The sequence below is a fragment of the Paraburkholderia sp. RCC_158 genome, from assembly GCF_041355255.1.
Classification (GTDB): domain Bacteria; phylum Pseudomonadota; class Gammaproteobacteria; order Burkholderiales; family Burkholderiaceae; genus Paraburkholderia; species Paraburkholderia graminis.
On sequence record NZ_JBFUPM010000001.1, the window covers coordinates 239,388 to 264,152 of the forward strand.

Below are 24,765 nucleotides of genomic sequence, written 5' to 3' on the forward strand. Positions count from 1 at the left end.
GTTCAGTTCCTCGACGTGCCGTGCAGCAGCATCCGGTATTCGGTCGGCGTGACGCCGACAGTCGCCTTGAATTGCCGCGTGAACGCGCTGTGATCGGTGTAGCCGCATAGCGCGGCGACGTCGGTGACCTTGTCGTTCGAGACCAGCAGCGCGGTCGCGGCATCGAGCCGCGTCTTCAGCAGAACCTGACGCGGCGTCAGATGAAACACCTTGTGAAAGTAGCGCTCGAGCTGCGCGACCGACATATCCGCCATCGCGGCCAGTTGCTTCAGGTTCAGCGGCTGCACGTAGTTTTCCTGGATGAACTGCACGACCGTCGCGAGCCTGCTATACGCGGGATGGCTGCTCTCGTCCGCTCTCAGATCGCGTGAGATGCCGGCCAGTCCGATGATCTTGCCCGCCGCGTCGCGCAACGGCTGCTTGCTCGTCAGGCACCAGCCCGGCTGACGTCCCGGATAAAGATGCAATTCGAGCTGATCGATCATCTGATTGCCGACGTGGATCACGCCCTCGTCCTGCGCCGTGTAGATGCGGCCGAAGCGGCGCGGAAACACGTCCTCGGCGGTCTTGCCGAGCAGCGCCGTTTTCTCCTTGAAGCCGCAGCGCGAAGCGAGCGTGCGGTTCACGAGCGCGTAACGCGCGTCGGCGTCCTTCACGAAGAAAACGACGTCGGGCAGCGCGTCGAATACGGGCTCGAGCTGCCGGAAGTGCGACAGCATGGCGGACAACGGTGCTTCGTCAGGGGGAAACTGATGAGCCAGCGTGTTCATCGTGCGGGTCCCGTGGGTCCGAGCCGGTTGTGAGAGCAGATGCGTGAGCGGTTTGTGAGGCTTGTGGCGCTGCGTTGTTTGCAGCCGATGCGGTTCGGTTCTGGTCGATTCACCATGCATGCGCCGTCGATTATAAAGCCGCCGATTCGCCGACAATATGCGCGTGCCGGCGATGATCGGCGCACGTCATTCGGCCTGCGGCGGATGCCCGGCCGCTGCGATCAGCGTGCCGATTTGCGCGGGACTGAATGGCGGACGCGGCGCCGCCGATGGCCAACCAAAGTACACGTTGGCCGCGGTCCCGCAGATCTTTCCTTGGCAGGCGCCCATCCCGCAACGGGTGTGCAGCTTGGCGTCGCGCCAGTTCTGGAACGCGCGCACTTCGCCGACGCTGACGTCTTCGCAGCGGCATAGCAGGGTGTCGTCGGCGGGCGGGATGCGCGCGGCGGGCTGCAGAGCGAAGGCGGTTTCGACGCGCGCCGCGAAGCGGCGCCAGCGTTGGCGTTGTGCATGGAGCGTGCGGAGGCGGGAGCTTGCGGTTAGTTCGGGGCTCGATCCGTCGACGCTGCTGCGTTCACCCACGCCCAACCCCGCGATTTCCCCTTCGATCGACGCCAACTCCGCGCCGCCCACTCCTGTGCACTCGCCCGCCGCGAACACGCCCTCGACCGAGGTGCGCTGCGAAGCATCGACGACGATGCCGCCTGCTTCGTCGATCGCACAGCCGAACGCCTGCGCGAGCGTGACATTCGGCACCAGCCCAAAGCCGCACGCGACACGCTCGCAATCGAGCGTCACCCTGCGCTCGCCGCGCCGGATCGTGACCTGTTGCACGCGGTGTTCGCCGTGCGCCGCTTCGACCATGCTGCTCGTCCAGTAGCGCGTGCCGCCGAAACCGCGCGTCATGCTCACGGCCTGCCGCAGCTTCGCGGGTTCGCGTAGAAGCGAAGCGCCAAAACGCGCGACCTTTATGGCCGAACCCTGCTCGACGACCGCGAGCACGCGCGCGCCCGCGGCGCGTGCCGTGGCCAATGCGGCGATCAGCAACGGACCGCTGCCCGCAATCACGACGCGCTCGCCGCGTACCGGCATGCCGCCTTTTATCAGCGCCTGCAGCGCGCCCGCGCCGGTGACGCCGGGCAGCGTCCAGCCGGCGAACGGCAGCAAGCGCTCACGCGCGCCCGTCGCCAGAATCAGGCGCTCGTATGTCATGCACACGCCGCCTCGTTCCGCCGATTCGACCAGCAGACCACGCGGCGCGAGCGGCGCGATGACGCGCGTCGACGGAAAATGAGTCACGTTCCCGTGGCGGCTTAAATCGGCGAGCAGAGCGCGCAGCGGCGACTGCGGCGCGATGCCCGGTCCCTGCCGCCAGATCTGGCCGCCGACGCGCGGATTGTCGTCGAGCAACGCGACGGCCGCGCCTTCGCGTGCCGATGCAAGCGCGGCGTGGAGACCGGCCGGGCCGGCGCCTACTACGATCACGTCGAAGTGCTGAGTCACGGCGCGTTCACCTTCTGCGTATGCACGACTTGCCCATCGCGGCACAACGTCTGGCACGCAAGCACATGCGCGCGTCCATCTACCGTTACGCGGCATTCCTGACAGACACCCATCCCGCAGAGAACAGCGCGCGGCTCGCCCCGCACGGACAGCCGCGTGCCGCTCGCGCAACCGCCAACCACCAGCGCCGCCGCCACAGTCGTCCCAGCATCGACCTCGACACTCACTCCGTCGATAGTCACCCGAACCCGCGCCACACCACCCTCACTCATGCGCCACCTCTCGCACGAACCGCGCAGGCAAATAAGGCTCAACCGGAATCGCCGCCGTCTCTCCGACGATCTGTGCGGCAAGCAGCTTCGCCGTCGCAAGCGATGTCGTCACGCCCAGCCCCTCATGCCCAACGGCGAGCCACACGCCGGGCGCGGCGTCGCCGGCCGGACCGATCAGCGGCAGGCCATCCGGCGATGCCGCGCGAAAGCCGGTCCATGCGCGAATGCCGTTGAGCTGCGGCAGCATCGGCAGATAGTGCGCGGCGCGCTGCAGCATCTGCGCGAGCACGGGCATCTCGACTGCGGGGTCGGTCGTGTCGAACTGGCGCGATGAGCCGATCAGCAACTGCCCCGTCGGCCGCGGCTGCGCATTGAATGCGACCGACGTGCCCGTCGCGTGGTGCGCGCTCTTGATATAGCCGAGCTCGAGCAATTGATGATGGATCAGCTCGGGATAGCGGTCGGTGATCAGCAGATGGCCTTTCTTCGGTTGCAGCGGCAGCGTCGGCACGAGTTCGCGAGCGCCGAGGCCGTTTGCGACGATTACATGCCGCGCGCCGCGCCGCTCGCCGTTCGCGAGCGTGACGCCCGTTGCATCCACGGAAATGACAGGCGCGCCGAGCCGCACGCCGATGTTCGCCGACGCAGGCGATTGCGTCAGCAGCCACTCGGCGGCCGTCGGCGCGTACACGATGCTGTCGTGCTCGATGCGCAAACCGCCGACAAGCGACGCCGCCACCGCCGGCTCGCATTCGCGCAGCGAGGACGCGTCGAGCAGTTGCGCTGCAACGCCATGCGCTTCGTAAGCGGCGTGCATGGCGCGGGCGGCTTGCCATTCTTCTTCGTCGGCGGCGAGCCAGAGCGTGCCGCAGCGCGCGAACGCGTCGCGCGTGCGCAGTCGAGGCGCGAGTTGCAGCCAGAGGTCGCGCGAGTAAAGTGAGAGCGCCAGTTCAGCGGGCGAGTCGTTCATCACGACGATATGGCCCATCCCGGCCGCCGTCGCGCCGCCGCCGATGCCTTGCGCGTCCAGCACCTCGACGCGCATGCCGAATGCGGCGAGTTCGGCCGCGCAGGCCGCGCCGACGATGCCCGCGCCGACGATCAATGCATCCGCCGTCATGCCGTGCGGATGCCCCACGCGAACGGATCGCGTTCGTCGAAGCAAAGCCGCCCTTCCGCCGTGATATGCGCGTGTCCGGTGATGGTCGGAATCACGCCGAGGCCGTCGTCCGCGTGACGATAGCTCGCCTCGAACACGCTGCCGATAATGCTCTCCTGCCGCCACACCGCGCCTTCGGCGAGCTTGCCGTCCGCCGCGAGGCACGCGACTTTCGCGCTGGTGCCCGTGCCGCACGGCGAGCGGTCGTACGCGTTGCCCGGACAGAGCACGAAACTGCGGCTGTCGATGCCGTCGCGCGAACCCGGCTCGAAGAGCTCGATATGGTCGATCAACGCGCCGTCGGCGCCGGTGAGCCGCTGCGCGATCAGCGCGTCGCGGATCGCGGCGCTGAACGCCGTCAACTCTGGAATGTGCGCCGGCTCCAACGAACGGCCATGTTCGGCGACGAGGAAAAACCAGTTGCCGCCCCAGCCGATGTCGCCCGTCAATACGCCATATCCCGGCACGTCCACTTGAACGGCCTCGCGATAGCGATACGCCGGCACATTGCGCACGGCGACGCTGCCGTCGTCGTTGAGCGTCGCTTCCACCACGCCGACGGGCGTCTCGATCCGATGACGCCCCGGCGCGATCCGCCCCATATGCGCGAGCGACACCACGAGGCCGATCGTGCCGTGTCCGCACATGCCGAGATAGCCGACGTTGTTGAAGAAGATCACGCCGGCCGCGCACGACGGGTCGTCGGGTTCGCACAGCAGCGCGCCGACCACCACGTCCGAGCCGCGCGGTTCGGTGACGATGCCGGCGCGCCAGTCGTCGAAGCGCGTGCGGAATACGTCGAGCCGCTCTGCGAGCGTTCCGCCGCCGAGATCGGGGCCGCCGGACACGACGAGGCGGGTCGGTTCACCGCCGGTGTGGGAGTCGATGATATTGAGCGTTTTCATGACGCACATGGTAGGAACGGCGCACGCGCGAGTCTTGGTGCGACTGCGCGTGGATTGTGACGATTTCTGCATAGGTTGTAGTTTTACCGCTGCGTGGTTCCGCAGGCCACGCAACGCTGAATGAACTTGCGGCCGCGCCTCGGCCGCAGCGGCAAAGGCACGGCCGTTTGCCCAGCGCGGACCACCGCGCACGCACCGGCCAGCCGCCTCTTAACATATCGCAAAAACGCAGCACCGCCCCACGGCCGCATTGCGGCCCAGAACCCCACTATGCCGAAATCGTCATCCGCCACGCGCGATTGACGCAAGACGGCGGCGTTTTCGCTGCTTACACTGCGCTTCGACTCATCACATTCAGGAGAGCAGTCGTGGCGCATATCTGGGAAGGCGTATTGCCGGCGGTCACCACCAAGTTCAACGCGGATTTCAGCATAGACCGTGCGTGGACCGCAAAGAATATCGAAGCGCAGATCGACGCGGGCGTGGACGGCATCATCGTCTGCGGATCGCTTGGCGAAGCGTCCACGCTCTCGCTCGACGAAAAGCTGGAAGTGCTCGACATCGCCGTGGACGCGTCGCGCGGCCGCGTGCCGGTGCTGCTGACGATCGCGGAAAACAGCACGCTCGACGCCTGCCGCCAGGCCGAACACGGCAGCCGGCGCGGCGCCGCCGGTTTCATGGTGCTGCCGGGCCTGCGCTATCTGTCCGATCGGCGCGAGACGCTGCATCACTTTGGCAGCGTCGCCGACGCAAGCGCGCTGCCGCTGATGATCTACAACAATCCGCTCGCGTACGGCGTCGATATGACGCCCGAGATGTTCGCCGAAATCGCCGACGAGAAAAAGATCGTCGCGATCAAGGAATCATGCGGCGACGTGCGGCGCGTGACCGATCTGATCAACGCGGTCGGCGACCGCTTCGCGATTCTGTGCGGCGTCGACAATCTCGCGATGGAAGCCATCCTGATGGGCGCGCATGGCTGGGTGGCCGGTCTCGTGTGCGCGTTTCCGCATGAGACGGTGGCGATCTACAAGCTGTTGAAAGCGGGACGCCTGGAAGAAGCGCGGGCGATTTACCGCTGGTTCGCGCCGCTGCTCGCGCTCGACGTATCGTCGAAGCTGGTTCAGAACATCAAGCTCGCCGAAGCGATGGTGGGACTCGGCACGGAGCCGGTCCGCCCGCCGCGCCTGCCGCTTGCCGGCGACGAGCGCGCGGCGGTGGAAGCGTTGATCCGCAAGGCGCTAGAAACGCGGCCGCAATTGCCGCGCCTTTGAGCGAGTGCCGGTGTGCGAGTTTGAGCGTGAATAAAGGCTTCAGGCCGCCTGCGGCTGCGCGTGCATAGCATCCTCGTGACGCAGATGCAGCAGCCTGTAGCCGCTCTTATAAACCGGCTGCAAGCGAAACTCGTTTTGCGGCTCGATTGCGAGCAACAGACGCAGCCGCGACACGTGGCTGTCGATGGTGCGCGTGAACTCCCGGAATTCGCGGCCCCACACCATCGCGAAAATGTGATCGCGCGACATCACGCGGCCAATGTTCGAGAAGAACAGCGAAGCGAGCCGGTATTGCGTGCCGGACAAGGCGACCGGCTGGCCGCGCAGCATGACGACCTGGCGATGCGTGTCGAAGCGGTACGGTCCCACGTCGAAGCTCGCGGTGCCGAAGCGCTCCGGATAGGCGCGCCGCAGCAACGCCGTGACGCGCTCGCGGAATTCGGCCGGGCGCAGCGGCAGTGACGCGTAGTCGTCGGCGCCGTTGACGAACGCGCGCACCATGCTCTCCTCGGACGTGTCGCGCGACACGAAAATCACCGGCATCCGGTCGCCGCCGACCGCGCGCGCCGTGCGCAACACCTCGGTGCCCGACAGGCGCGTGCCGTGCCAGTCCAGCACCAGCAGATCCACGGTGGATCGGGCAAGCGTTTTCGACATGGTGAGACCGTCGTCGTAGCCCGCGCAGGTATGGCCCGCGCTCGTCAGAATCTTTTCAATCGACTGACGCATGACGGGATCACGTTGGAGAATGGCAATGCGCATGGGATGACTCATAACTGATGGCGTGGACGCGATTCTCGAAGGCCCACCCGCGCTATCCCATAGGACCAATCCTAATTTAGCGTTTGCTCAGACGAATCCGCTCGACGAATCGCCGACGGACTACAGCCGACTTCCTGTACCCAGGCCCGGCTTTCCCCAAGCCCGCCACGAAACGCGGACTCAAGCAGAACTTTCCCAATCTAATTAAGCACTTCCCGAGGCGAATCGCTTTCATCCTGTAAAATCGCCGGTTGGCTTACTTCGTCATCGCGCCGCCCTACCCGGGACGGCGCGCCGGTGTCCCGCGCTCTACCCAGCCGTTGCCACACTTCTCGCCCGACGAGCGCCGTTTTTCCACGCCACACGTGGTTTCCAATTCAACACAACGACATAGCAATGCAAGCGACAAATCTGGGTGGAGCGCAGGCTGTCACCCCACGCCCGCTTGGGCGCAGCGACTATAAAACGCTCGGCCTCGCGGCCCTGGGCGGCGCACTCGAGTTCTACGACTTCATCATCTTCGTGTTTTTTGCGCCGGCAATCGGCCAGCTATTCTTTCCGGCCGCGATGCCGGACTGGCTGCGCCAGGTGCAGACCTTCGGCATCTTCGCCGCGGGTTATCTGGCGCGGCCGCTCGGCGGCATCATCATGGCGCACTTCGGCGATCTGTTCGGCCGCAAGCGCATGTTCACGCTGAGCGTGCTGCTCATGTCCGTGCCGACGCTGATGATGGGTCTCCTGCCCACCTACGCGAGCATCGGCGTGATGGCGCCGGTTCTTCTGCTGCTGTTTCGCGTGATGCAGGGCGCGGCGGTCGGCGGCGAGGTGCCGGGCGCGTGGGTGTTCGTCTCCGAGCACGTGCCCGAGCGGCACATCGGCTATGCGTGCGGCACGCTGACGGCCGGGCTGACGGCGGGCATCCTGCTCGGCTCGCTGATCGCGTCGGCGGTGAATCGCAACTTTGCGCCCGCTGAAATCGCCGATTACGCGTGGCGCATTCCGTTCCTGATCGGCGGCGTGTTCGGCATGTTCTCGGTTTATCTGCGCCGCTGGCTGCACGAGACGCCGGTGTTCGCCGAACTCAAGCAACGCAAGGCGATCGCCGCCGAAGTGCCGCTCAAGGCCGTGCTGCGCGACCACGGCCGTGCGGTCATCGTGTCGATGCTGCTTACGTGGATGCTGTCGGCCGCGATCGTCGTCGTGATTCTGATGACGCCGACGCTGCTGCAAAAGCAGTTTCACATCGCGCCGGCCACCGCGCTGCTCGCGAACTGCGTGGCGACGCTGTGCCTGACGATCGGCTGCGTGATGGCGGGCTCGATCGCCGGGCGCGTCGGCGCGGGGCGCACGATTTTCATCGGCGGCCTGGCGCTGGCGGCGACCTACTATGCGATGTTCCAGCAACTCGCCGTCGATACGTCCACGCTCGTGCCGCTGTACGGCGTGACTGGTCTGCTCGTCGGCGTGATCGGCGCGATTCCGTTCGTGATGGTGAAAGCCTTTCCGCCGGTCGTGCGCTTCTCGGGCATCTCGTTTTCATACAACGTCGCGTACGCGATCTTCGGCGGACTGACGCCGATCGCCGTGTCGCTGATGATGAAATCGAACCCGATGGCCGCGCCGTTGTACGTCGGCACGATCTGCGTGCTGGGCGCGCTGACTGCGCTCTTCATCAAGGACGCGCCGCACAAGCGCTGATCCGGCGTGTGCGCTCATGAATGACGCGAACGGCGCGCCTTTGACGGCGCGCCGTTTTCGCATGTGCGAGCGAGTGCGTTCGTTCAGGCGGCGACGCGACTGAGCGCATATCCTGCACGGTCTTCCACCGACATCGACACTTCACGCCGGCCCGAAACATCGGGCGCGCCATCGGCCTACGATGTGTCGCATGAACTCCCAAAAAACACCCGTTTCGCCCGCCCTCGGCCGCGTGCTCGCGACCGTCAGCGTCGGCTTCGTCGTCACGCAGTTGGACGTGACCATCGTCAATATTGCGCTGCCGCAGATCGGCGCGAATCTGCACGCGAACGTCGCGGGCCTGCAATGGGTCGTCGATGCGTACACGCTCGCCTTCGCCGTGCTGATGCTGTCGGCCGGCGCGCTCGGCGACCGCTTCGGCGCGCGCCGGCTGTATGCGGCGGGCATCGTGCTGTTCGCGCTGGCGTCGCTTGCCTGCGGCCTCGCGCTCGACGCGCCGATGCTCGTCGCGGCCCGCGCGCTGCAAGGCGTCGGCGCCGCCGCGATGCTGCCGAACTCGTTGGCGCTGCTCAACCAGTCGTATGGACACGACCCGAAACTTCGCGCCCGCGCGGTCGGACTGTGGACGGCCTCGGGAGCCATTTCGATCGCCGCAGGCCCGGTGTTGGGCGGAGTGCTGATCGCGGCCTTCGGCTGGCGCAGCATTTTCCTCGTCAATCTGCCGATTTGCGCCGCCGGCTTTCTCGCGACCTTGCTGTGGGTGCCGCGTCCGCAGGCCGCCGCGAAAGCGGATACCAGCCCGCGCGGCATCGACCTCGGCGGCCAGTCGCTCGCCATCGTCGCGTTGACCGCGTTCGTCGCCGCCGTGATCGAATGGCGGCCGCTGGGGCTCAGTCATCCGCTCGTCGCGGGCGGCTTCGTGCTCGCGGCGCTCGCGGGCGGCGCATTCGTCGCCGTTGAGGCGCGGGCGCGCGCGCCGATGCTGCCGCTGTCGCTCTTCAGCAAGCGCAGCTTCAGCGCGGCCGTGCTGTTCGGCATCTGCGTGAACATGACTTATTACGGCATGGTCTTCGTGCTGAGCCTGTATTTGCAGCGGGCGCGCGGCTACACGCCGTTGCAGGCCGGGCTCGCGTTTTTGCCGCTGACCGGCGGCTTCCTGATTTCGAACGTGGCAAGCGGCTGGGTGGTTGGACGCTTCGGCGTGCGTGTGCCGATGATCGCCGGCGCCATCACCGCCGGGCTCGGCTACGGCCTGCTGCATTTCGTCGATGCCGGCACGCCGCTCATCGGCTTGCTGCTGCCGTTCCTGCTGATCCCGTCCGGCATGGGGCTCGCCGTGCCGGCGATGACGACCGCCGTGCTGGCATCGGTGGAAGCGCGGCGCGCGGGCACGGCATCGGCGGTATTGAACACGGCGCGCCAGGCGGGCGGCGCGGTGGGCGTGGCCGCCTTCGGCGCGCTCGCGAGCGGCTCCGCGGCGACGCAAATCGTGGCGGGCATGCAGACGGCGACGGCGATCTCGGTCGGCCTGCTGGTGTTCGGCGGCGTGATGAGTTGCCTCGTGCATCCGCAGCCGCATTCGTCGTCGACGGCGCGGGGCGACGCGGACTCCGTGCGCGTGGGCAATTCGCGCTGATGTTGCAGACTGGCTGTCGAGGCTTCGTGCGCCGCGTCTCGGTTCGCGTTCGTTCGTCTCGGCTCGCCTTTAAACGCACGCGCAATAAAAAACGACCCCGGCGGCTCGAGGCCACAGGGGTCGTCAGCGGTCTATCGGGCGTCTATCCGGCGTCTATCCGGCGTCTATCCGGCGCTCAGCCACGAGCGCGCCCTGCACCACTGCGCCGGCGAGCTACAGCGGCGCTTCCTGAATCGTGCCGGTGTTGATCGCGGCTTCGATCAGCCCTTCGTTTTGCGCCTTGCTGATTGCATCGGCGATCAGTTTTTCCGGCTCTTCGATCTCCGCCTTGATCGCGCCCAGGAATCCGGACGCATCGAGAACGACGAGCGTTTTCGCGGAATCGGCAAGGCTGATGATCACGCGATGCGGCGTGGGCCCTTCGCCAAGACTCGCGCACAACTGCAGCACCTTGCCCCCAATGGATTGCTCGAAACTTTGAATCATATGTGCTCCCTTGATTGCGGCCGAATACGGCAGCCGGTCGAACCGGCTAAATCGTGAACGCGGGCGCTCAAAGGCCCAACCCGCTGCGCGGCGCGCGCGCACCGTCGATACTGATACGCCCCGCGCCGGTCACGAACAGCAGCAGAAAACCACCGGCGATACCGATGTTTTTCCAGAAATGAATCACCATGTCGCGCTGCAAGGCGGCGTCGGTCACATTCCAGAAGTCGTGGCCCAGGACCGCGGTTGCCACCGTATAGACCGCCATGATGAGCGCGAGCGGACGCACCTTGAAGCCGACGATCAGCAGCAGGCCGCCCAATGCCTCCACGGCGGTGGCGATCGGCGCGGCGATCTGCACGAACGGCACGCCCTTCGAATGCAGGTAGCCGACAAAGCCCGCATAGCCCAGCAGTTTCATCACGCCGCCCCACAGGAACAGAACGGCAAGCGCGATACGCGCGATGAGAATAACGCCGGAATCGACGGGACGCGTCATGAGGTGCTCCTGTAGATGAATAAGCAGCAGACCCGGTTAAAGGGCCACAGTTCCCTGCTTTGCCTCTGAGCATAAGTGGATTGCCCGCGCTTTCCAAGGCGGGCAAGCGTTGGATGCGTAGTCTGCGACGCCGGGGATGCCCGGCGGCACGATTGGCTTCAAACGTCTTCACCGACGCTGACGCCGCGAACCGGCGGCGTCGTGCACGATCAACGCGGCGCGTCGGGCGCGAGCAGCACGCCTTTCGTGAAGACGAAGCAGCCGTAGCCACGGTCTTCACCCGTCGCGATCACGCAATACGCTTTGCGCGCGCGCTCGTAAAACGCGAAGCGTTCGATGGATGCAAACGGCACCTCGCGCCCCTCGGCGGCATTGACCTCGATCTGCGCCTCGCGCTGCACGGCCGGAATGGTATGCGGCTCGCCGACGACTTCCATCCGCGACGCCGGTTGCTCGATGAAGGTATCGAGCGGCAGCACGGAAAGCACGGCGCGGACCGCACGCGGCGCGCTCACGCCGTCCAGATGAAGCAGCTTGCCGAGCACCGTGGAATGCGCGACCGAGTTGCCCGGAAAGTTCGCGTCGCAGATCACGAGTTCGTCGCCGTGACCCATTGAGCGTAGTGCATGCAGGATGTCGGCGTTAAGCAGGGGATCGAGGTTCTTTAGCACTGTGTCTCCATGCAAGTTGCTTGCGGTTATTCGAATGGATTGAATCGATTGCCTTGATCGCAATACGGCAAACGATTGTAGCAAGCAACGTCGCGCGCTTCGGAGAGATTCAGTGCGCCGCGCAAGACGCGCCGGGCGCGCCGGACGCCCCACGCCTCTTGCCGCGGCAACGCCACCGCAACCATCCGATGATCGCGAGCAGCATCAGCCCCGCGCCGCCGAGCACCGGTTCGCGCCAGCCGAGCAACGCGGTGAACATGAACGCGCGCGTGCCGGCGAGCAGCGCGAAGCCGGCGATCGCGCCGGAGAACGCGTCCATCGCGGCAGCGAATCGCGCGAACGTTCTGACGGGCGAACGAGTCGTGACGCCGGCGGGCTCGTGCATGATGCTCTCCATGAAAGATGGGCGGTGGTGATTGGCGATGGCTAATTGCGATTGGCGGTGGCCGCTCAGGCGCCCGCTGGCACCTGGCCGAGGAAGCCGGTCACGGACTGAAGGCGCCCGTGCGCGTCGACCGTGCCGAAGTCGGAGCCCTTGACGATCGCATCGCCGGCGGGCGTCACGAGTTCCCACGAAAAGCGCAGGCGATTGCCGAAGCCGTCGACGTCGGTCGAGCGGCGAAACGTGTGACCGGCAAAGCGCTCCTGCACGGCCTGGATCATCGCGTCGATGCCGTCGTGGCATGCGCCGGTCATCAGCGGGTCGCGGTAGTCGGCGTCGCGCGCCCACGTCGCGGCGATCAGTTCGCGGCGGCGCGCGCCGTCGGTCTCGTTCCATGCTTCGAAATAACGGTCGATCAGGTTGGTATGCGCGTTCATCTCCCACTCCTATGGCGTGATAGAGCGCTACGCTCGGCACGCGGGTCGCGTGCGGCGGGCTCGGAGTGAAGATTCGCGGTTTGCGCGACGTCGGTCGATTACGTGGCAGGTAATCGGGGTGCTGCGGTGGGCGGGGCAATGTGGCGGCTGGGGTGGCGAGGCGGAGCCATGCGCTGCGAGAGGAGCAGCGAGGCGCGGCCACGCGCGGCGAGCGGCAGCGGGAGCGACGGGACGGGGACGGCCAGCGGCGAGGCGTAGCACTGCGCGGCGAGAGCGGAAGCGAGGCGCGGCCACGCGCGGCGAGCGTCGACGCGAGCGACGGGGCGGCTAGCGGCGAGGCGCAGCCATGCGCGACGAGAGGGGCAGCGAGGTGCGGCTACACGCGGCGAGCGTCAAGCCACAAACGACCCGCGGCGAGCACCACCCATTACCTGGTAAGAAGCCATTATGATGAAGAAGCTGGCTGTACCGGGTAGCCGAGATCCGTGAGGCGCTTTAGCAATCGCTTAACGGTGCTTTGCATGTCGTGCCGGGTAAAATAGTCTGCACCGAGGTCTGCATATTCCACGCCATTGCGAAGCATGTGCCACGCTGCGGTGAGCATCGACGCAGCGACTGCGATGATTGCTTTCTTTGAACCGCGCCGCGCCTTGATGCGGTTGAACTGGGCGAACAGATAGCTGTTCTTCGTCCGTACTGCGGCCCATGCGGCAGTCACGAGTGCCGTCTTGAGCCATGTGCCGCTTTTGCGGACGCGCGTACTGCGGCGCTTACCGGCGCTCTCGTCATTGCGGGGGCACAGTCCGGCCCACGATATGAGGTGAGCGGAATCGGGAAAGCGTGTCATGTCGACCCCAATCTCGGCGACCAGGACCCGGGCGGTCAGGTCACCGACGCCGGGAATGGTTCTCAGCAGTTGAACGTGCTGGCGGATTGGCGTCAGCGCGAGTCCCACTGCGGCATCCAGATCAGTCAGCGCGTGTTCGAGGGCGTCGATGAGCTGCAAATGGAGCGCGAGCATCGCACGATGATGGGAAGTTATGCGCCCGCGCAATGCCTCGCGTAGTTCACTCGTCTTCCTGCGCGCGTGACCTTGCGCAAGTGCCGCAAGCAGCACCGGATCGTCCTCGCCAGAGATAATGGCCTTCAGGATCGCGCGCCCGCTACCGCCGAGTACGTCAGCAAGAACACTGCCGAGTTTGAGGTTCGCATCCTCGAGCACCTTCTGGATACGCAAACAATGCTGGGCGATCTCGCGCGTCAGCTGTTTGCGTGTGCGTGTCAGATCACGTAACTCCTGGATCGCGGCGGGAGGGACGAAGCTGGAGCGGATCAGCCCGTGTGCGAGCAGGTCTGCGATCCACGTCGCGTCATTCACATCGGTTTTACGGCCGGGAACATTCCGGATATGTGCAGCGTTGCCGAGCACGAGTTCGAAGGAGCCCTCGAGAACGTGCCACACTGGCTTCCAGTAGACGCCTGTGGCTTCCATGGCCACGTGAGAACAGCCATGGACGGCTAACCAGTCCGACAGTGCCAGCAATCCCTTGGTGGTACTGCAAAAGCTCTGCACTTCATGGTGCTCTGGCGCGGACACACAACGAACGCAGGCGACGATGATGTCCTTATGTATGTCCAGCCCGGCACAGCGCGGATAGAGTACCTGCATGCTGCCCTCCTGCAAGATAGAGATTGGCAGCGGCGACAACCCTCGTTATCGGATTCTGGTAAGCGTGCTCCGGCAGGGCGACATGCGCCCTCGGGCACAATTCGGGGTGCTCGCAGGGTTGCGGGTCCAACTCTCAAACGGGCTCAGTGCACCAGATAATGGGCCGACCTCGACCACCGCTGCCCCGTCATCGTATTCCTTCCGGCACCCACCCGCAGCAGTCGTGCGCTTCATACTTCGGGGTCGGGCAAAACCCGATGAATCACTCCCAAGTAATGGATTGCCGCGGCGCTTTGGCTATCATCGGTGGCATGAACACACTTTCTCTTGCGCAAGGCGCCGCGTCGGCGCCGCCCACGGCCAGCCGCAGCGTCGGCGATCTGCTGCGTGAATGGCGGCAGCGTCGGCGAATGAGCCAATTGCTGCTCGCCGCCGAAGCCGACATCTCGACGCGGCATCTGAGCTTCGTCGAGTCCGGCCGCGCGACGCCGAGCCGCGAAATGGTGATGCACCTCGCCGAGCGCCTCGACGTGCCGCTGCGCGCGCGCAACGCGCTGCTGGTCGCCGCGGGATACGCGCCGCTGTTTCGCGAGCGTCCGCTGTCGGACCCGCAACTGAGCGCCGCGCGCGAGGCCGTCGAACTGGTGCTGAAGGGCCACGAGCCGTATCCGGCGCTTGCCATCGACCGTCACTGGACGATCGTCGCCACCAACAATGCGCTAGCACCGCTGCTCGCGGGCGCGAGTCCCGAATTGCTGAAGCCGCCCGTCAACGCGTTGCGCCTGAGCCTGCATCCGGAGGGCATTGCTTCGTCGATCGTCAACTGGCACGCGTGGCGCGAGCACGTGCTCGCGCGGCTGCAACGGCAAATCGACGTAAGCGCCGACGACACCCTCAGCGCGCTGCGCGACGAGCTGGCTGCTTACCCGAGCCCGCCCGGCGCCGCCGCGCCCGATGCCGCCGATAGCCCGCTCAACCAGATCGCCGTGCCGCTGCGGCTGCGCACGCCGCTCGGCGTGCTGTCGTTCTTCAGCACGACGACGGTGTTCGGCACGCCAGTGGACGTGACGCTTTCTGAACTCGCCATTGAGGCGTTCTTTCCGGCGGATCCGCAAACCGCGGCCGCACTGCGGGATTTCGCGGAGAAGCAGCGCGTGGACGGCGCTGCGGACAGGGAGACGGCTGCCGGCGCGTGAACGCGTGGTCGTGCGTAGTCGCTTATACGCGCGACGCAACGCCGGGCTGCCCGCAAGATCGGCGACGCCCTCTCGCGCGTCGCCTGAAGCAGTGCCGCGAGGTTGCGGTCGGGATCGTGGAGTTGATTGACGTCTGCGGGTTCAGCTCCCGGTCGCGAACAGGCGGAACCAGAACGCATATGACAGCGCTCCGCTTGAGCAACCGCACACGGCGACGCGACGCTCAACGGACCGCAGACGCCGGCACAGCGCTTGAGCGACCGCAGACGGCGGCGTTGCGCTCAACGGACCGCGTGTGGCAGCGCTCTGCTCAACCGCCCGCAGACGGCGGCGTAACGCTCAACGGACGGCAGCCAGCGCCACGCCGAACCGACAGGCACACGCCAGCTCCCCGCCGAACCAACGCACATACGCTAGCGCCCCTCTCGACCGAGACACACACCCCGCGCCCCGCCCCTCTGCGCGAATCTCCCCCACGTGCTATCTTTTTCGATCCACTTTGCATGTGTCGACCCAGCGCGCTGAGCCTCCCGACGACGTTCACGTCGCGAGCCGCCGCCGCGCCAAAGTCCGCCTACCGTACTCATCATGTCCGATCTCTCCACTCCGCTTTCGCGCGCACCGCGCCGCTACGATCTCAACCCCAAACCGCTGGCCGCGGCGCTGCTGCTGATCGCGCTCGGCGCCGTCTATCTGGCGCAGACGGTCAGCGGCCGCCAGGCCGCGCTCTACATAGTCGGCGCGCTGCTCGGCCTGTCGCTCTACCACGCGGCATTCGGCTTTACGTCGGCGTGGCGCGTATTTATCGCCGATGGCCGCGGCGCCGGCCTTCGCGCGCAGATGCTGATGCTCGCCGTCGGCGTCGTGCTGTTCTTCCCGGCGCTCGCGTCGGGCAGCCTGTTTGGGCATCCGGTTGTCGGTCTGGTCGCGCCCGCGGGCACCTCCGTGGTGGTCGGCGCGTTCATGTTCGGCGTCGGCATGCAGCTTGGCGGCGGTTGCGCGTCCGGCACGCTGTACACGGTCGGCGGCGGCAGCACGCGAATGATCGTCACGCTCGCCGCGTTCGTCACCGGCTCGGTCGTGGCCACCGCGCATATGCCGTTCTGGACCGCGCTCCCGTCGCTCAAGCCGCTCTCGATGGTGACGACGCTCGGCGCAGGCAGCGCCATCGCGCTCAATCTGGCGATTTTCGCGGCCATCGCCGCGCTGACAGTGCTCGTCGAACGACGCCGGCACGGAGCTCTCGTCAACGAGGCGGCGCGCCCGCCGCGCGCGTCGCCGTGGCTGCAAGGGCCGTGGCCGCTGTTCGTCGGCGCGCTCGCCCTCGTGCTGCTCAACTTCGCGACGCTCGCGCTGTCGGGCCGCCCGTGGGGCGTCACCTCGGCGTTCGCGCTGTGGGGCGCAAAGCTCTTCGCCGCGCTCGGGATAGACGTCGCGAGCTGGCCGTACTGGGCGACCCGCGCGAACGCGGGCGCGCTCGCAGCGCCTGTTACACATGACGTCACGACCGTCATGGACGTCGGCATCATTCTCGGCGCGATGGCCGCCGCCGCGCTGGCCGGGCGTTACGCGCCGGTCTGGAAAGTGCCGATGCGCTCGCTGATCGCGGCCGTGGTCGGCGGCCTGCTGCTCGGCTACGGGGCGCGCCTCGCCTACGGCTGTAACATCGGCGCCTACTTCAGCGGCATCGTCTCCGGCAGCCTGCACGGCTGGCTGTGGCTCGTCGCGGCGTTTGCCGGCAACGTACTAGGCACGCGCCTGCGGCCCGCGTTCGGCCTCGAAGTCGAACGGGTACGTCGCACCGGCTGCTGATTTTCACCGAGGAAGTTACAAAGTCGCCCTGGTTTGTAACCGGGGCGGCAGCAGTCCGTTACAACTATTCTGTCCCCAAAGCACGAAAAGCAGACGGTATTTATTACACATTTTGCTTCGGCTTTTCTCTTTCCCTTTCATTCAGACTTATTTACCGGTTGTGCGCACAACGATCGGCTGTTGCGCGGACGATACGCCGTCATCCCCGCCCTACAAGGGTTTTCATGGATCAGACCATTGCCGGCACGGCCGCAAAAGCCGTGTAGCATCGCCTATTACAGGCCAGTGAAATTCTTACCGAAATTTGATGCATCTTTTTGAGATATTTTTTCGAGAAGGGATTGATTTCTTGTTTTGCCCTTCATACAATTCGTCCCAAGCTGTTACGAAATGTAACGCGATGTATCAAAAGGTCGCCATCTGTATCAACCGAGCGACCCGTAGCCGAAGGACAACGTTTTCGGCGAGGCACAAAAGAGATAACGGCAAAAAGCCGACTTAGTAATTCGGGGCTTCGGAAACACAGAAAATGGACCGTAGCAGCGAGACGCTGGACTCAATCCGCGAGATTAACCTGTCGTACATCATGCTTGCGCAACGTATGTTGCGTGAGGACAAACCCGTCGGCATGTTCCGTCTGGGCTTGTCGTCGGAACTGGCCGATCTGCTTGCCGGGCTGTCGCTCGCGCAGATCGTCAAGCTGGCCTCTTCCGATCAGCTTTTGTGCTTCTTCCGCTTCAACGACCACTCGATGTTGTCGGCGTTGACGCAAACGACGAAGCACACCGCAGTTGCACCGACTCACGCGGCCATCCTGCTTGCAGGCCAGCCCGCCGAGCAATTTGCCTAATAGGGTGACTGCGATGCTTAAGCGTAGCCTGACGGAAGACGCACAAGAAGTGTTTCGCGCCATCGCGCTGATCGAACTGGGCGCACGCTTGCAGGTGCTCGAGAGCGAGTTGACGCTCTCGCGCGATCGCATGATCCGCCTGTATCGTGAGGTGAAGGGCGTATCGCCGCCCAAGGGCATGCTGCCGTTCTCGGCGGACTGGTACATGACGTGGCTCGCGAACATTCACGCTTCGCTGTTCTACAACACGTACCTGTTCCTCAAGAACGAAGCGCGCTGCTCGCATCTCGACGCGCTGACGAAGGGATATCGGCTGTATCTCGAGCACTGCAAGCACAGCGAAACCGAACCGGTGCTGGACTTGACGCGCGCGTGGACGCTGGTGCGTTTCTTCGACGCCGACATTCTGCAACTGACGAAGTGCTGCCGTTGCACCGGCAAGTTCGTCGCGCACAAGCACGACTTGCAGCACAACGTGGTGTGCGGCGCGTGCCAGCCGCCGTCGCGTGCCGGCAAAACGAAGAAGGCCGCGGCGGCTCGCCAGGAAGCAATGGAAGCTGCGCAGGTCGCGCAGGTCGCTCAAGCCGCCTGAGCCAGGCAACTCGTTGGACCCACGATGACGGCTGGTCCGCCCGATTCGTACCGAAGCCTCAAGAAAAAGTCCGCGCAGAATAAATTCTGCGCGGACTTTTTTGTTTGGTGCTGCGCTGTTCTCTTACCCCGCCAGTCCCACCGTCTGCACGACAAGCCAGAGATTCGCCGCAGTAATCACCGCAAACAGCGACCACGCGACGATTCTCGTCAGCAGCGTATTCGCGAACTCGCCCATCAGCGAACGGTCGCCCGTCATGCGGATCAGCGGATAAAGCGCGAACGGCAATTGCAGGCTCAACACGACCTGGCTTGCGACGAGCAGTTTGCCCACCGCGCCGTTGCCCATCATCTGCACGCCGATCAGCGCGGGAATCAGCGCGAGCGCGCGTGTGATGAAGCGACGCTGCCAGCAAGGAATCTTCAGCTTCAGAAAGCCTTCCATGATGACCTGTCCCGCCACCGTGCCCGTGAACGTCGAGCTTTGTCCCGATGCCAGCAGCGTGACCGCGAACAACACCGCCGCGAAGCCGGTGCCGACAATCGGCGCGAGCAGCTTGTACGCGTCTTCGATTTCGGTGACCTGATTGTGGCCGGTTGCATGAAACGCAGCGGCCGCGAGAATCAGGATCGCCATGTTGATCATCAACGCGAGCAGCAGCGACGCGATGGTGTCGATGCGCGACATGCCGATTGCGGAGCCGATGCTCGCGGGATCGCGCTTGACCGCGCGCGTCTGCACGATCGACGAATGCAGATACAGGTTATGCGGCATGACCGTCGCGCCGAGAATGCCGATCGCGAGATACATCGGCTCGCGCGAACTCAGCGCCTGCCACGACGGAATCAGCCCTTGCGCGACCGACGGCCAATGCGGCTTCACGAGCGCAAGTTCGACGATATAGCCGACGCCGATCGTCGCGATCAGGCCGAGCATGATCGCTTCGAGATCGCGGAAATTTTTGCCCTTCAGGCCGAGCACGATCAGCGTATCAAATGCCGTGAGCAGCACGCCCGTGGTCAGCGAGCATTTGAAGAGCAGATGGAATGCAAGCGCGCCGCCGAGCACTTCGGCGAGATCGCACGCGATGATCGACAACTCGGCGAGCAACCATTGGAACCGCGCGACGGCCGGCGAATAACGCGCTCGCGATAGTTCAGCGAGATCGCGCCCGGTGACGATGCCAAGACGCATGCTCAGGCATTGCAGCGCCATCGCCGCGAGACTCGAGAGCATGACGACGAACAGCAGACTGTAGCCGTAACGCGAGCCGGCCTCGATGTCGGTCGCCCAGTTGCCGGGGTCCATATAGCCGATCGACACCAGCAGGCCGGGGCCCGCGAACTGCAGGATCTTCTTCCAGAAAGGCGCGCCTTGCGAGACGGCGACCGAGCCTTGCACTTCGGATGGACAAAACGGCGCCGTTGCCGTGGTCGGTAGTTTGAACTGCAATCCGGGAATCTCTCGAGGAGGAATAAAACCGCCGCGCAGAATGGCTGCGCCGCGGACCGCCTCAAGTGTACAAAGAAACTTCCGGCAATGTCCCGCTCAGTGCATAACGGCCGACATCGCGCACGCGATAGTCGAGCGGATCGTGCAGCGTGTGCACGCGCGCGTTGCGCCAGAAGCGGTCGAGTGCAAGCGGCCCGTGCGTGGCGCGCGCGCCGCATGCATCGAACAGTTTTTCGCTGACGTCGAGCGCCGCGCGATGCGCGACGATTTTCGCTTCCGATGTGGCGAGCGCCACATGCGCGCGCGCTTCGGCGGACAGCGAGGGGCCTTCGCGCCACGCGGCGTCGAGCGCCTGCGCGGCGCGCTCCGCCAACGCCTCCGCGCTCACCGCCTGGATGCGCATTTCGCCGAAACGCTGGATCAGGTACGGATCGTCGGTCGCTTTGGCCACGCCCGAAGTCAGCCACGGTTTGCCGTATTGCGTGACATACGTGCGGGCTTCGTCGAGCGCGCCTTGTGCAATGCCGACGAACAGATTGGTCATCACCTGCTGCGAGACGAGCGTGCGCAAACTCGCGTATGGCGTATCCGCGCGATGCAGCACTTCATCCGGCTCGACCCTGACCTGCGCGAATGAAACGCTGCCGCTGTCGGTCTGCCGCTGCCCGATCGGATTCCAGTCTTCATTGACGGTGATGCCCTCGCGCGTGGTCGGCACCACTGCAAATACCGAGTTGCCGGTGAGCGGATCTTGTGCGGAGACCGTCATCATCTGCGAGCCGCGCGTGCCTGAGCAAAAGCCCTTCTGGCCGTTCAGAAGATAGCCGCCGTCAATCGTTGCACTTGCAACAAGGCGCGTATCGAGCGGATTCACCGCATTGCCCCACCACCAGCGTTCCTTGACTGTGCCGCTCAAATAGCGCGCGCGCTGTTCGGCATTGCCCCACACATTAATGCTCACTTCCTGCAGGAACGTGAAGCCGAGCAGATGAGCAAGCGCGCTGTCGACCTGCGCGATCTTGCGAATCACCTGATAGATATGCGGCCACGATGCGCCCTCGCCGCCGAATTCGCGCGGCACGGCGAGCGTGAGCAGGCCGGCGTCGGCGATCCACTGTTTTTCCTGCGCGGCATGGCCGCCGGCAAGATCGCGTTGCGCGGCGCTCGCATGCAATGCGTCGAGCAAACCGGTGAGATCTCGCACCGCCGGCGCGGCGGACGCCTCGCGCGCGTGCAGCGCCGCGGCGTGACCAGAATCGTTCATGCTGTTTCCAGTGATGATGTTTGCGGTGTGACCTGCGGTGCAGGCGGGACCGTGCTGGGGCTCACGAGAGGCTCACGGCCGTCATCCAGCAGGTTTCATGATAGGTGGTGATGCCCGCGACCGATAGGAGTGGCGCTATTCGTCATGCGAAAGCGCTGTATCAGCCGGTCGCCTTAAGAGCGTCGCGAGTACCCTGCGTTCGTTCGACGCACGACGCCGCTTGTCACGCGCGTTGCGCGAGCCGCCGCACGAAGCGGTCGCCCACCAGTTGCACCGCCGTCACGATCGCAATCAGCAACGCGATGACCGTGACCATCACCGTGGTATCGAAACGCTGATAGCCGTAACGGATCGCCAGATCGCCAAGGCCGCCCGCGCCGACCGCGCCCGCCATCGCGGAAGAACCGATCATCGCCACCACCGTGATCGTGAAGCCGCCGACAATGCCGGGCAACGCCTCAGGCAACAGCACATGCCAGATGATATGCCGGCGCTGCGCGCCCATTGCCTGCGCTGCCTCGATTAGTCCACGGTCCACTTCACGCAGACTCACTTCGGCCACGCGCGCGAGGAACGGAATCGCGGCGATGCTAAGCGGCACGACTGCCGCCCACACGCCGATCGTCGTGCCGATGAGTAAGCGCGTGAGCGGCAGCAACGCGACCAGCAGAATGATGAACGGCGTCGAGCGGAACGCATTGACGAGCGCGCCCAGCGTGCTGTTCACCGCACGCTTTTCGAAGATGCCGCCGCGCGTGGTCGTGACCAGCACCAGCGCCAACGGAATGCCGACGAGCGCCGCGATCAACGCGGAGATACCGACCATCAGCACCGTATCGCGTATCGCACCGACGAGTTCGGAAAGCCAGAGCTCAGACATAGCCCAGCACCTCGACATGATTCGCGTGGCCGCGCGCGCGTTCGAGCAATGCGGCAATCTGCGCGTGCACACTCGCGCGTCCGTTCGCGCGCACTTGCGCCGACACGATCAGGCGCCCTTGCGCATGCCCCTGAATCCGGTCGATGCCGCCATGCACGAAACTCACGCTGCTTCCGTCGACGCTGAGCGCGGACGCGAGGCCGGCGAGATCGGGATCGCGCGCGTCATCGCCGGTGAAGCGCACGTCGAGCAGAACGCGTGCGTCGGCTTGCGCGATATCGGCGAGCGGCTTCACGCGCTCCGCGAGATCGGCGGGCAAATCATGCACCAGCGTGCGCAGCAACGCTCGCGTGGCATCGTGCTGCGGCTCGCCGAATACGCGCCACACCGGGCCCGTTTCGACCACACGGCCACGCTCGATCACGGCAACCGTATCGCACACTTCACGAATCACCTGCATTTCGTGCGTGATTAGAACAACAGTCAGCTTCAGGCGCCGATTAATGTCGCGCAGCAGTGCGAGAATCGCCTGCGTCGTTTCGGGATCGAGTGCGGACGTGGCCTCGTCGCAGAGAAGAATGTCGGGGTCCGTAACGAGCGCGCGTGCAATGCCGACGCGCTGCTTCTGCCCGCCTGACAAACTGGCCGGATACGCATCGCGCTTCGCCGCCAGACCGACGAGTTCCAGCAATGCATCGACCTTGGCGTCAATTGCCGCCTTCGGCACGCCCGCAATTTTGAGCGGCAACGCGATGTTCTCGCGCACCGTCTTTGCGGACAGCAGATTGAAGTGCTGAAACACCATGCCGATGCGTCGGCGCAGCGTCACGAGTCCGCGTTCGTCGAGTTCGCCGACACTTACGCCATTCACTCGCACCGCGCCCGAGCTCGGCTTTTCGAGTCCGTTGACGAGCCGCAGCAACGTCGATTTGCCCGCGCCGCTGCGCCCGATAATGCCGAACACTTCGCCGCGCGCAACGTTCAACGTGACGTCCGCGAGAGCCGCGGTCGACGCGCCGCGCGTGCCCGCAAACACTTTGCCTACGTTGTCGAATACGACAGCGGCCTGCGTCGGCGCCGCGTTCGAAACAGGTTCGGCTGCGCGCGACGGCGCGTCCTGAATGAACTGCGGCACATCGAAAAGATTAGCCATGCTTTGCTCCTGTCAGACTTACGCGGTTTGCTCGACGTTTGCACGCGCGCGCCGATGCTGCGCGCCGGCATGCACATCGGGCAAACGCGCGCGGCCGCCGCCGAACAGCTTCTCGCGCAAAGTCGGCGCGGGATCGTAGTCTTCCTTGTAGACGCCGCGGTTTTGCAGTTCGGGCACGACGAGATCCACGAAGTCCTCGAACGATTCCGGCATCACCGTGCGCGTCAGATTAAAGCCATCCACGCCCGCTTCTTCGATCCACGACACGAGTTCGTCGGCAATCTGCTGCGGCGAGCCGACCACCGGTTTCGCGCGACCGCCGAGCGTCATCTGTTCGAGCACTTTGCGTTTGGTCCACACGCCGCTCACGCTCTTTTTGGAAATGGCTTCGACCGCGGATTGCATCGACTCCGTCTTCACATACGAGATCGGCTCGTCCAACTCGTATTGCGAAAAGTCGATACCTGTCGAGCTGGAAAAGTGCGCGATGCCGCCTTCAGCGCTTGCATAGCGCCGGTACTCTTCGAACTTCTCCTGCGCCGCGCGCTCCGTTTCGCCGACCACTACCGTAATTCCGGCGAAGATCTTGATGTCGTCGGGCGAGCGCCCAAAGCTCACGGCTCGCGCGCGAATGTCGTCGACAATGGAGCGCGTCAACTGCTTGTTCTGTCCGCCGACAAACACGCACTCCGCATGACGCGCCGCGAAATCCACGCCGCGGCTCGAAGAACCCGCCTGATACAAAACCGGCGTGCGTTGCGGAGAAGGCTCACTCAAATGAATCGCGTCGATCGAATAGTAGGGACCGTCATGCTTCACGCGATGCACCTTGCCCGGCTGCGAAAAAATGCGTGCGGTGCGGTCGCGCACCACGGCGTCGTCTTCCCAGCTTTGCTCCCAGAGCTTATAGACCACGTCCATGTAATCGTCGGCGCGATCATAGCGGTCGTCGTGACTGATCTGCTGCGCGAGTCCCATGCCGCGCGCGGCGCTGTCCAGATAGCCGGTCACGATATTCCAGCCCACGCGGCCTTTGGTCAGATGGTCGAGCGTCGACATGCGGCGCGCGAACAGATACGGCGGCTCATACGTGAGATTCGACGTGACGCCAAAGCCGATATGCCGCGTCACATGCGCCATTGCAGGCACGATGAGCGCCGGGTCGTTGATCGGAATCTGCACCGCCTCGCGCAACGGCGTATCGGGACCGTTTTGATAAACGTCGTATACGCCGACGATATCCGCGAGAAAGATGCCGTCGAACTTGCCGCGTTCGAGCGTCTGCGCGAGACTCGTCCAGTAGTCGAGATCCGTGTAGTGCGCAGAGCGATCCCGCGGATGCGTCCACAAGCCATGATTGATGTGGCCGACCGCATTCATATTGAACGCGTTCAGCAGGATCTTTTTCTTCGGCATCGCGTAGTCGCTCCTGTTGTTCTATCC

24 protein-coding genes are annotated in these 24,765 nt (G+C 64.9%); 7 read left to right on the plus strand and 17 right to left on the minus strand.

The window, feature by feature from the left end; genetic code table 11:
* Positions 1-2: 2 nt before the first annotated feature.
* From AB6809_RS01030 to AB6809_RS01050, 5 genes are all read right to left on the minus strand, one after another.
* The gene (locus AB6809_RS01030) at positions 3-770 is read right to left on the minus strand and encodes an AraC family transcriptional regulator (protein WP_006052725.1); all 768 of its coding nucleotides are present in this window, start codon (positions 768-770) and stop codon (positions 3-5) included.
* Positions 771-956: 186 nt separating this feature from the next.
* Positions 957-2,273: an FAD-dependent oxidoreductase gene (locus AB6809_RS01035; protein ID WP_371025949.1), complete on the minus strand. Its 1,317-nt coding sequence runs from the start codon at positions 2,271-2,273 to the stop codon at positions 957-959.
* Positions 2,270-2,545: a (2Fe-2S)-binding protein gene (locus AB6809_RS01040; protein ID WP_371025950.1), complete on the minus strand. Its 276-nt coding sequence runs from the start codon at positions 2,543-2,545 to the stop codon at positions 2,270-2,272. The genes AB6809_RS01035 and AB6809_RS01040 overlap by 4 nt, the downstream gene beginning before the upstream one ends.
* On the minus strand, positions 2,538-3,665 hold the full coding sequence (locus AB6809_RS01045) for an NAD(P)/FAD-dependent oxidoreductase (RefSeq protein WP_371026034.1): 1,128 nt from the start codon (positions 3,663-3,665) through the stop codon (positions 2,538-2,540). The genes AB6809_RS01040 and AB6809_RS01045 overlap by 8 nt, the downstream gene beginning before the upstream one ends.
* Complete coding sequence (locus AB6809_RS01050; protein ID WP_371025951.1) at positions 3,662-4,618, minus strand: 4-hydroxyproline epimerase; 957 nt, start codon at positions 4,616-4,618, stop codon at positions 3,662-3,664. The genes AB6809_RS01045 and AB6809_RS01050 overlap by 4 nt, the downstream gene beginning before the upstream one ends.
* A 359-nt stretch (positions 4,619-4,977) precedes the next feature.
* On the opposite strand from AB6809_RS01050, the gene AB6809_RS01055 reads away from it, so the two are divergent.
* Positions 4,978-5,883, plus strand: coding sequence for a dihydrodipicolinate synthase family protein (locus AB6809_RS01055; protein ID WP_371025952.1), 906 nt, complete (start codon positions 4,978-4,980; stop codon positions 5,881-5,883).
* Between the two features lie 39 nt (positions 5,884-5,922).
* Here the strand turns inward: AB6809_RS01055 and AB6809_RS01060 are convergent, their stop codons facing one another.
* On the minus strand, positions 5,923-6,645 hold the full coding sequence (locus tag AB6809_RS01060) for a response regulator transcription factor (protein ID WP_307259940.1): 723 nt from the start codon (positions 6,643-6,645) through the stop codon (positions 5,923-5,925).
* 396 nt (positions 6,646-7,041) lie between these two features.
* On the opposite strand from AB6809_RS01060, the gene AB6809_RS01065 reads away from it, so the two are divergent.
* Positions 7,042-8,343 carry an MFS transporter gene (locus tag AB6809_RS01065; protein ID WP_029970130.1) on the plus strand — a complete coding sequence of 434 codons (1,302 nt, stop codon included), beginning with the start codon at positions 7,042-7,044 and terminating at the stop codon, positions 8,341-8,343.
* A gap of 181 nt (positions 8,344-8,524) precedes the next feature.
* A complete protein-coding gene (locus AB6809_RS01070) occupies positions 8,525-9,979 on the plus strand; it encodes an MFS transporter (protein ID WP_307259942.1) in 1,455 nt (484 codons plus the stop codon).
* 213 nt (positions 9,980-10,192) lie between these two features.
* Here AB6809_RS01070 and AB6809_RS01075 read toward each other — a convergent pair whose 3' ends face one another.
* The 6 genes from AB6809_RS01075 to AB6809_RS01100 form a co-directional block, all read right to left on the minus strand.
* Positions 10,193-10,465 carry a hypothetical protein gene (locus AB6809_RS01075; RefSeq protein ID WP_006052735.1) on the minus strand — a complete coding sequence of 91 codons (273 nt, stop codon included), beginning with the start codon at positions 10,463-10,465 and terminating at the stop codon, positions 10,193-10,195.
* Between the two features lie 67 nt (positions 10,466-10,532).
* Positions 10,533-10,964, minus strand: a complete 432-nt coding sequence (locus tag AB6809_RS01080; protein ID WP_006052736.1) for a DoxX family protein — start codon at positions 10,962-10,964, stop codon at positions 10,533-10,535.
* Between the two features lie 209 nt (positions 10,965-11,173).
* A complete protein-coding gene (locus AB6809_RS01085; RefSeq protein WP_006052737.1) occupies positions 11,174-11,635 on the minus strand; it encodes an RbsD/FucU family protein in 462 nt (153 codons plus the stop codon).
* A gap of 109 nt (positions 11,636-11,744) precedes the next feature.
* The gene (locus tag AB6809_RS01090) at positions 11,745-12,020 is read right to left on the minus strand and encodes a hypothetical protein (RefSeq protein ID WP_006052738.1); all 276 of its coding nucleotides are present in this window, start codon (positions 12,018-12,020) and stop codon (positions 11,745-11,747) included.
* Positions 12,021-12,085: 65 nt separating this feature from the next.
* Positions 12,086-12,454 carry a nuclear transport factor 2 family protein gene (locus AB6809_RS01095; protein WP_029970128.1) on the minus strand — a complete coding sequence of 123 codons (369 nt, stop codon included), beginning with the start codon at positions 12,452-12,454 and terminating at the stop codon, positions 12,086-12,088.
* A gap of 445 nt (positions 12,455-12,899) precedes the next feature.
* Positions 12,900-14,123 (minus strand): IS110 family transposase, encoded by a 1,224-nt coding sequence (locus AB6809_RS01100; RefSeq protein WP_310032457.1) that lies wholly within the window; start codon positions 14,121-14,123, stop codon positions 12,900-12,902.
* 275 nt (positions 14,124-14,398) lie between these two features.
* Here AB6809_RS01100 and AB6809_RS01105 point away from each other — a divergent pair, with 275 nt between their 5' ends.
* The 4 genes from AB6809_RS01105 to flhC all read left to right on the plus strand — a co-directional run bounded on the left by AB6809_RS01105 (position 14,399) and on the right by flhC (position 18,573).
* The gene (locus tag AB6809_RS01105) at positions 14,399-15,319 is read left to right on the plus strand and encodes a helix-turn-helix domain-containing protein (RefSeq protein ID WP_035570301.1); all 921 of its coding nucleotides are present in this window, start codon (positions 14,399-14,401) and stop codon (positions 15,317-15,319) included.
* A 588-nt stretch (positions 15,320-15,907) separates the two neighbouring features.
* A complete protein-coding gene (locus AB6809_RS01110) occupies positions 15,908-17,131 on the plus strand; it encodes a YeeE/YedE family protein (protein ID WP_114157621.1) in 1,224 nt (407 codons plus the stop codon).
* 529 nt (positions 17,132-17,660) lie between these two features.
* Positions 17,661-17,981: a flagellar transcriptional regulator FlhD gene (gene flhD / locus AB6809_RS01115; RefSeq protein ID WP_006052742.1), complete on the plus strand. Its 321-nt coding sequence runs from the start codon at positions 17,661-17,663 to the stop codon at positions 17,979-17,981.
* 13 nt (positions 17,982-17,994) lie between these two features.
* The gene (flhC, locus tag AB6809_RS01120; protein ID WP_371025953.1) at positions 17,995-18,573 is read left to right on the plus strand and encodes a flagellar transcriptional regulator FlhC; all 579 of its coding nucleotides are present in this window, start codon (positions 17,995-17,997) and stop codon (positions 18,571-18,573) included.
* 123 nt (positions 18,574-18,696) lie between these two features.
* Here the strand turns inward: flhC and AB6809_RS01125 are convergent, their stop codons facing one another.
* The 5 genes from AB6809_RS01125 to AB6809_RS01145 form a co-directional block, all read right to left on the minus strand.
* The gene (locus AB6809_RS01125; protein WP_029970124.1) at positions 18,697-20,025 is read right to left on the minus strand and encodes an Nramp family divalent metal transporter; all 1,329 of its coding nucleotides are present in this window, start codon (positions 20,023-20,025) and stop codon (positions 18,697-18,699) included.
* A gap of 61 nt (positions 20,026-20,086) precedes the next feature.
* Positions 20,087-21,289 (minus strand): acyl-CoA dehydrogenase family protein, encoded by a 1,203-nt coding sequence (locus AB6809_RS01130; RefSeq protein WP_035570300.1) that lies wholly within the window; start codon positions 21,287-21,289, stop codon positions 20,087-20,089.
* 223 nt (positions 21,290-21,512) lie between these two features.
* Positions 21,513-22,169 (minus strand): methionine ABC transporter permease, encoded by a 657-nt coding sequence (locus AB6809_RS01135; RefSeq protein WP_029970121.1) that lies wholly within the window; start codon positions 22,167-22,169, stop codon positions 21,513-21,515.
* The gene (locus AB6809_RS01140) at positions 22,162-23,322 is read right to left on the minus strand and encodes an ATP-binding cassette domain-containing protein (RefSeq protein ID WP_310401343.1); all 1,161 of its coding nucleotides are present in this window, start codon (positions 23,320-23,322) and stop codon (positions 22,162-22,164) included. The genes AB6809_RS01135 and AB6809_RS01140 overlap by 8 nt, the downstream gene beginning before the upstream one ends.
* 18 nt (positions 23,323-23,340) lie before the next feature.
* Positions 23,341-24,738: an LLM class flavin-dependent oxidoreductase gene (locus tag AB6809_RS01145; protein ID WP_029970119.1), complete on the minus strand. Its 1,398-nt coding sequence runs from the start codon at positions 24,736-24,738 to the stop codon at positions 23,341-23,343.
* Positions 24,739-24,765 lie beyond the last annotated feature (27 nt).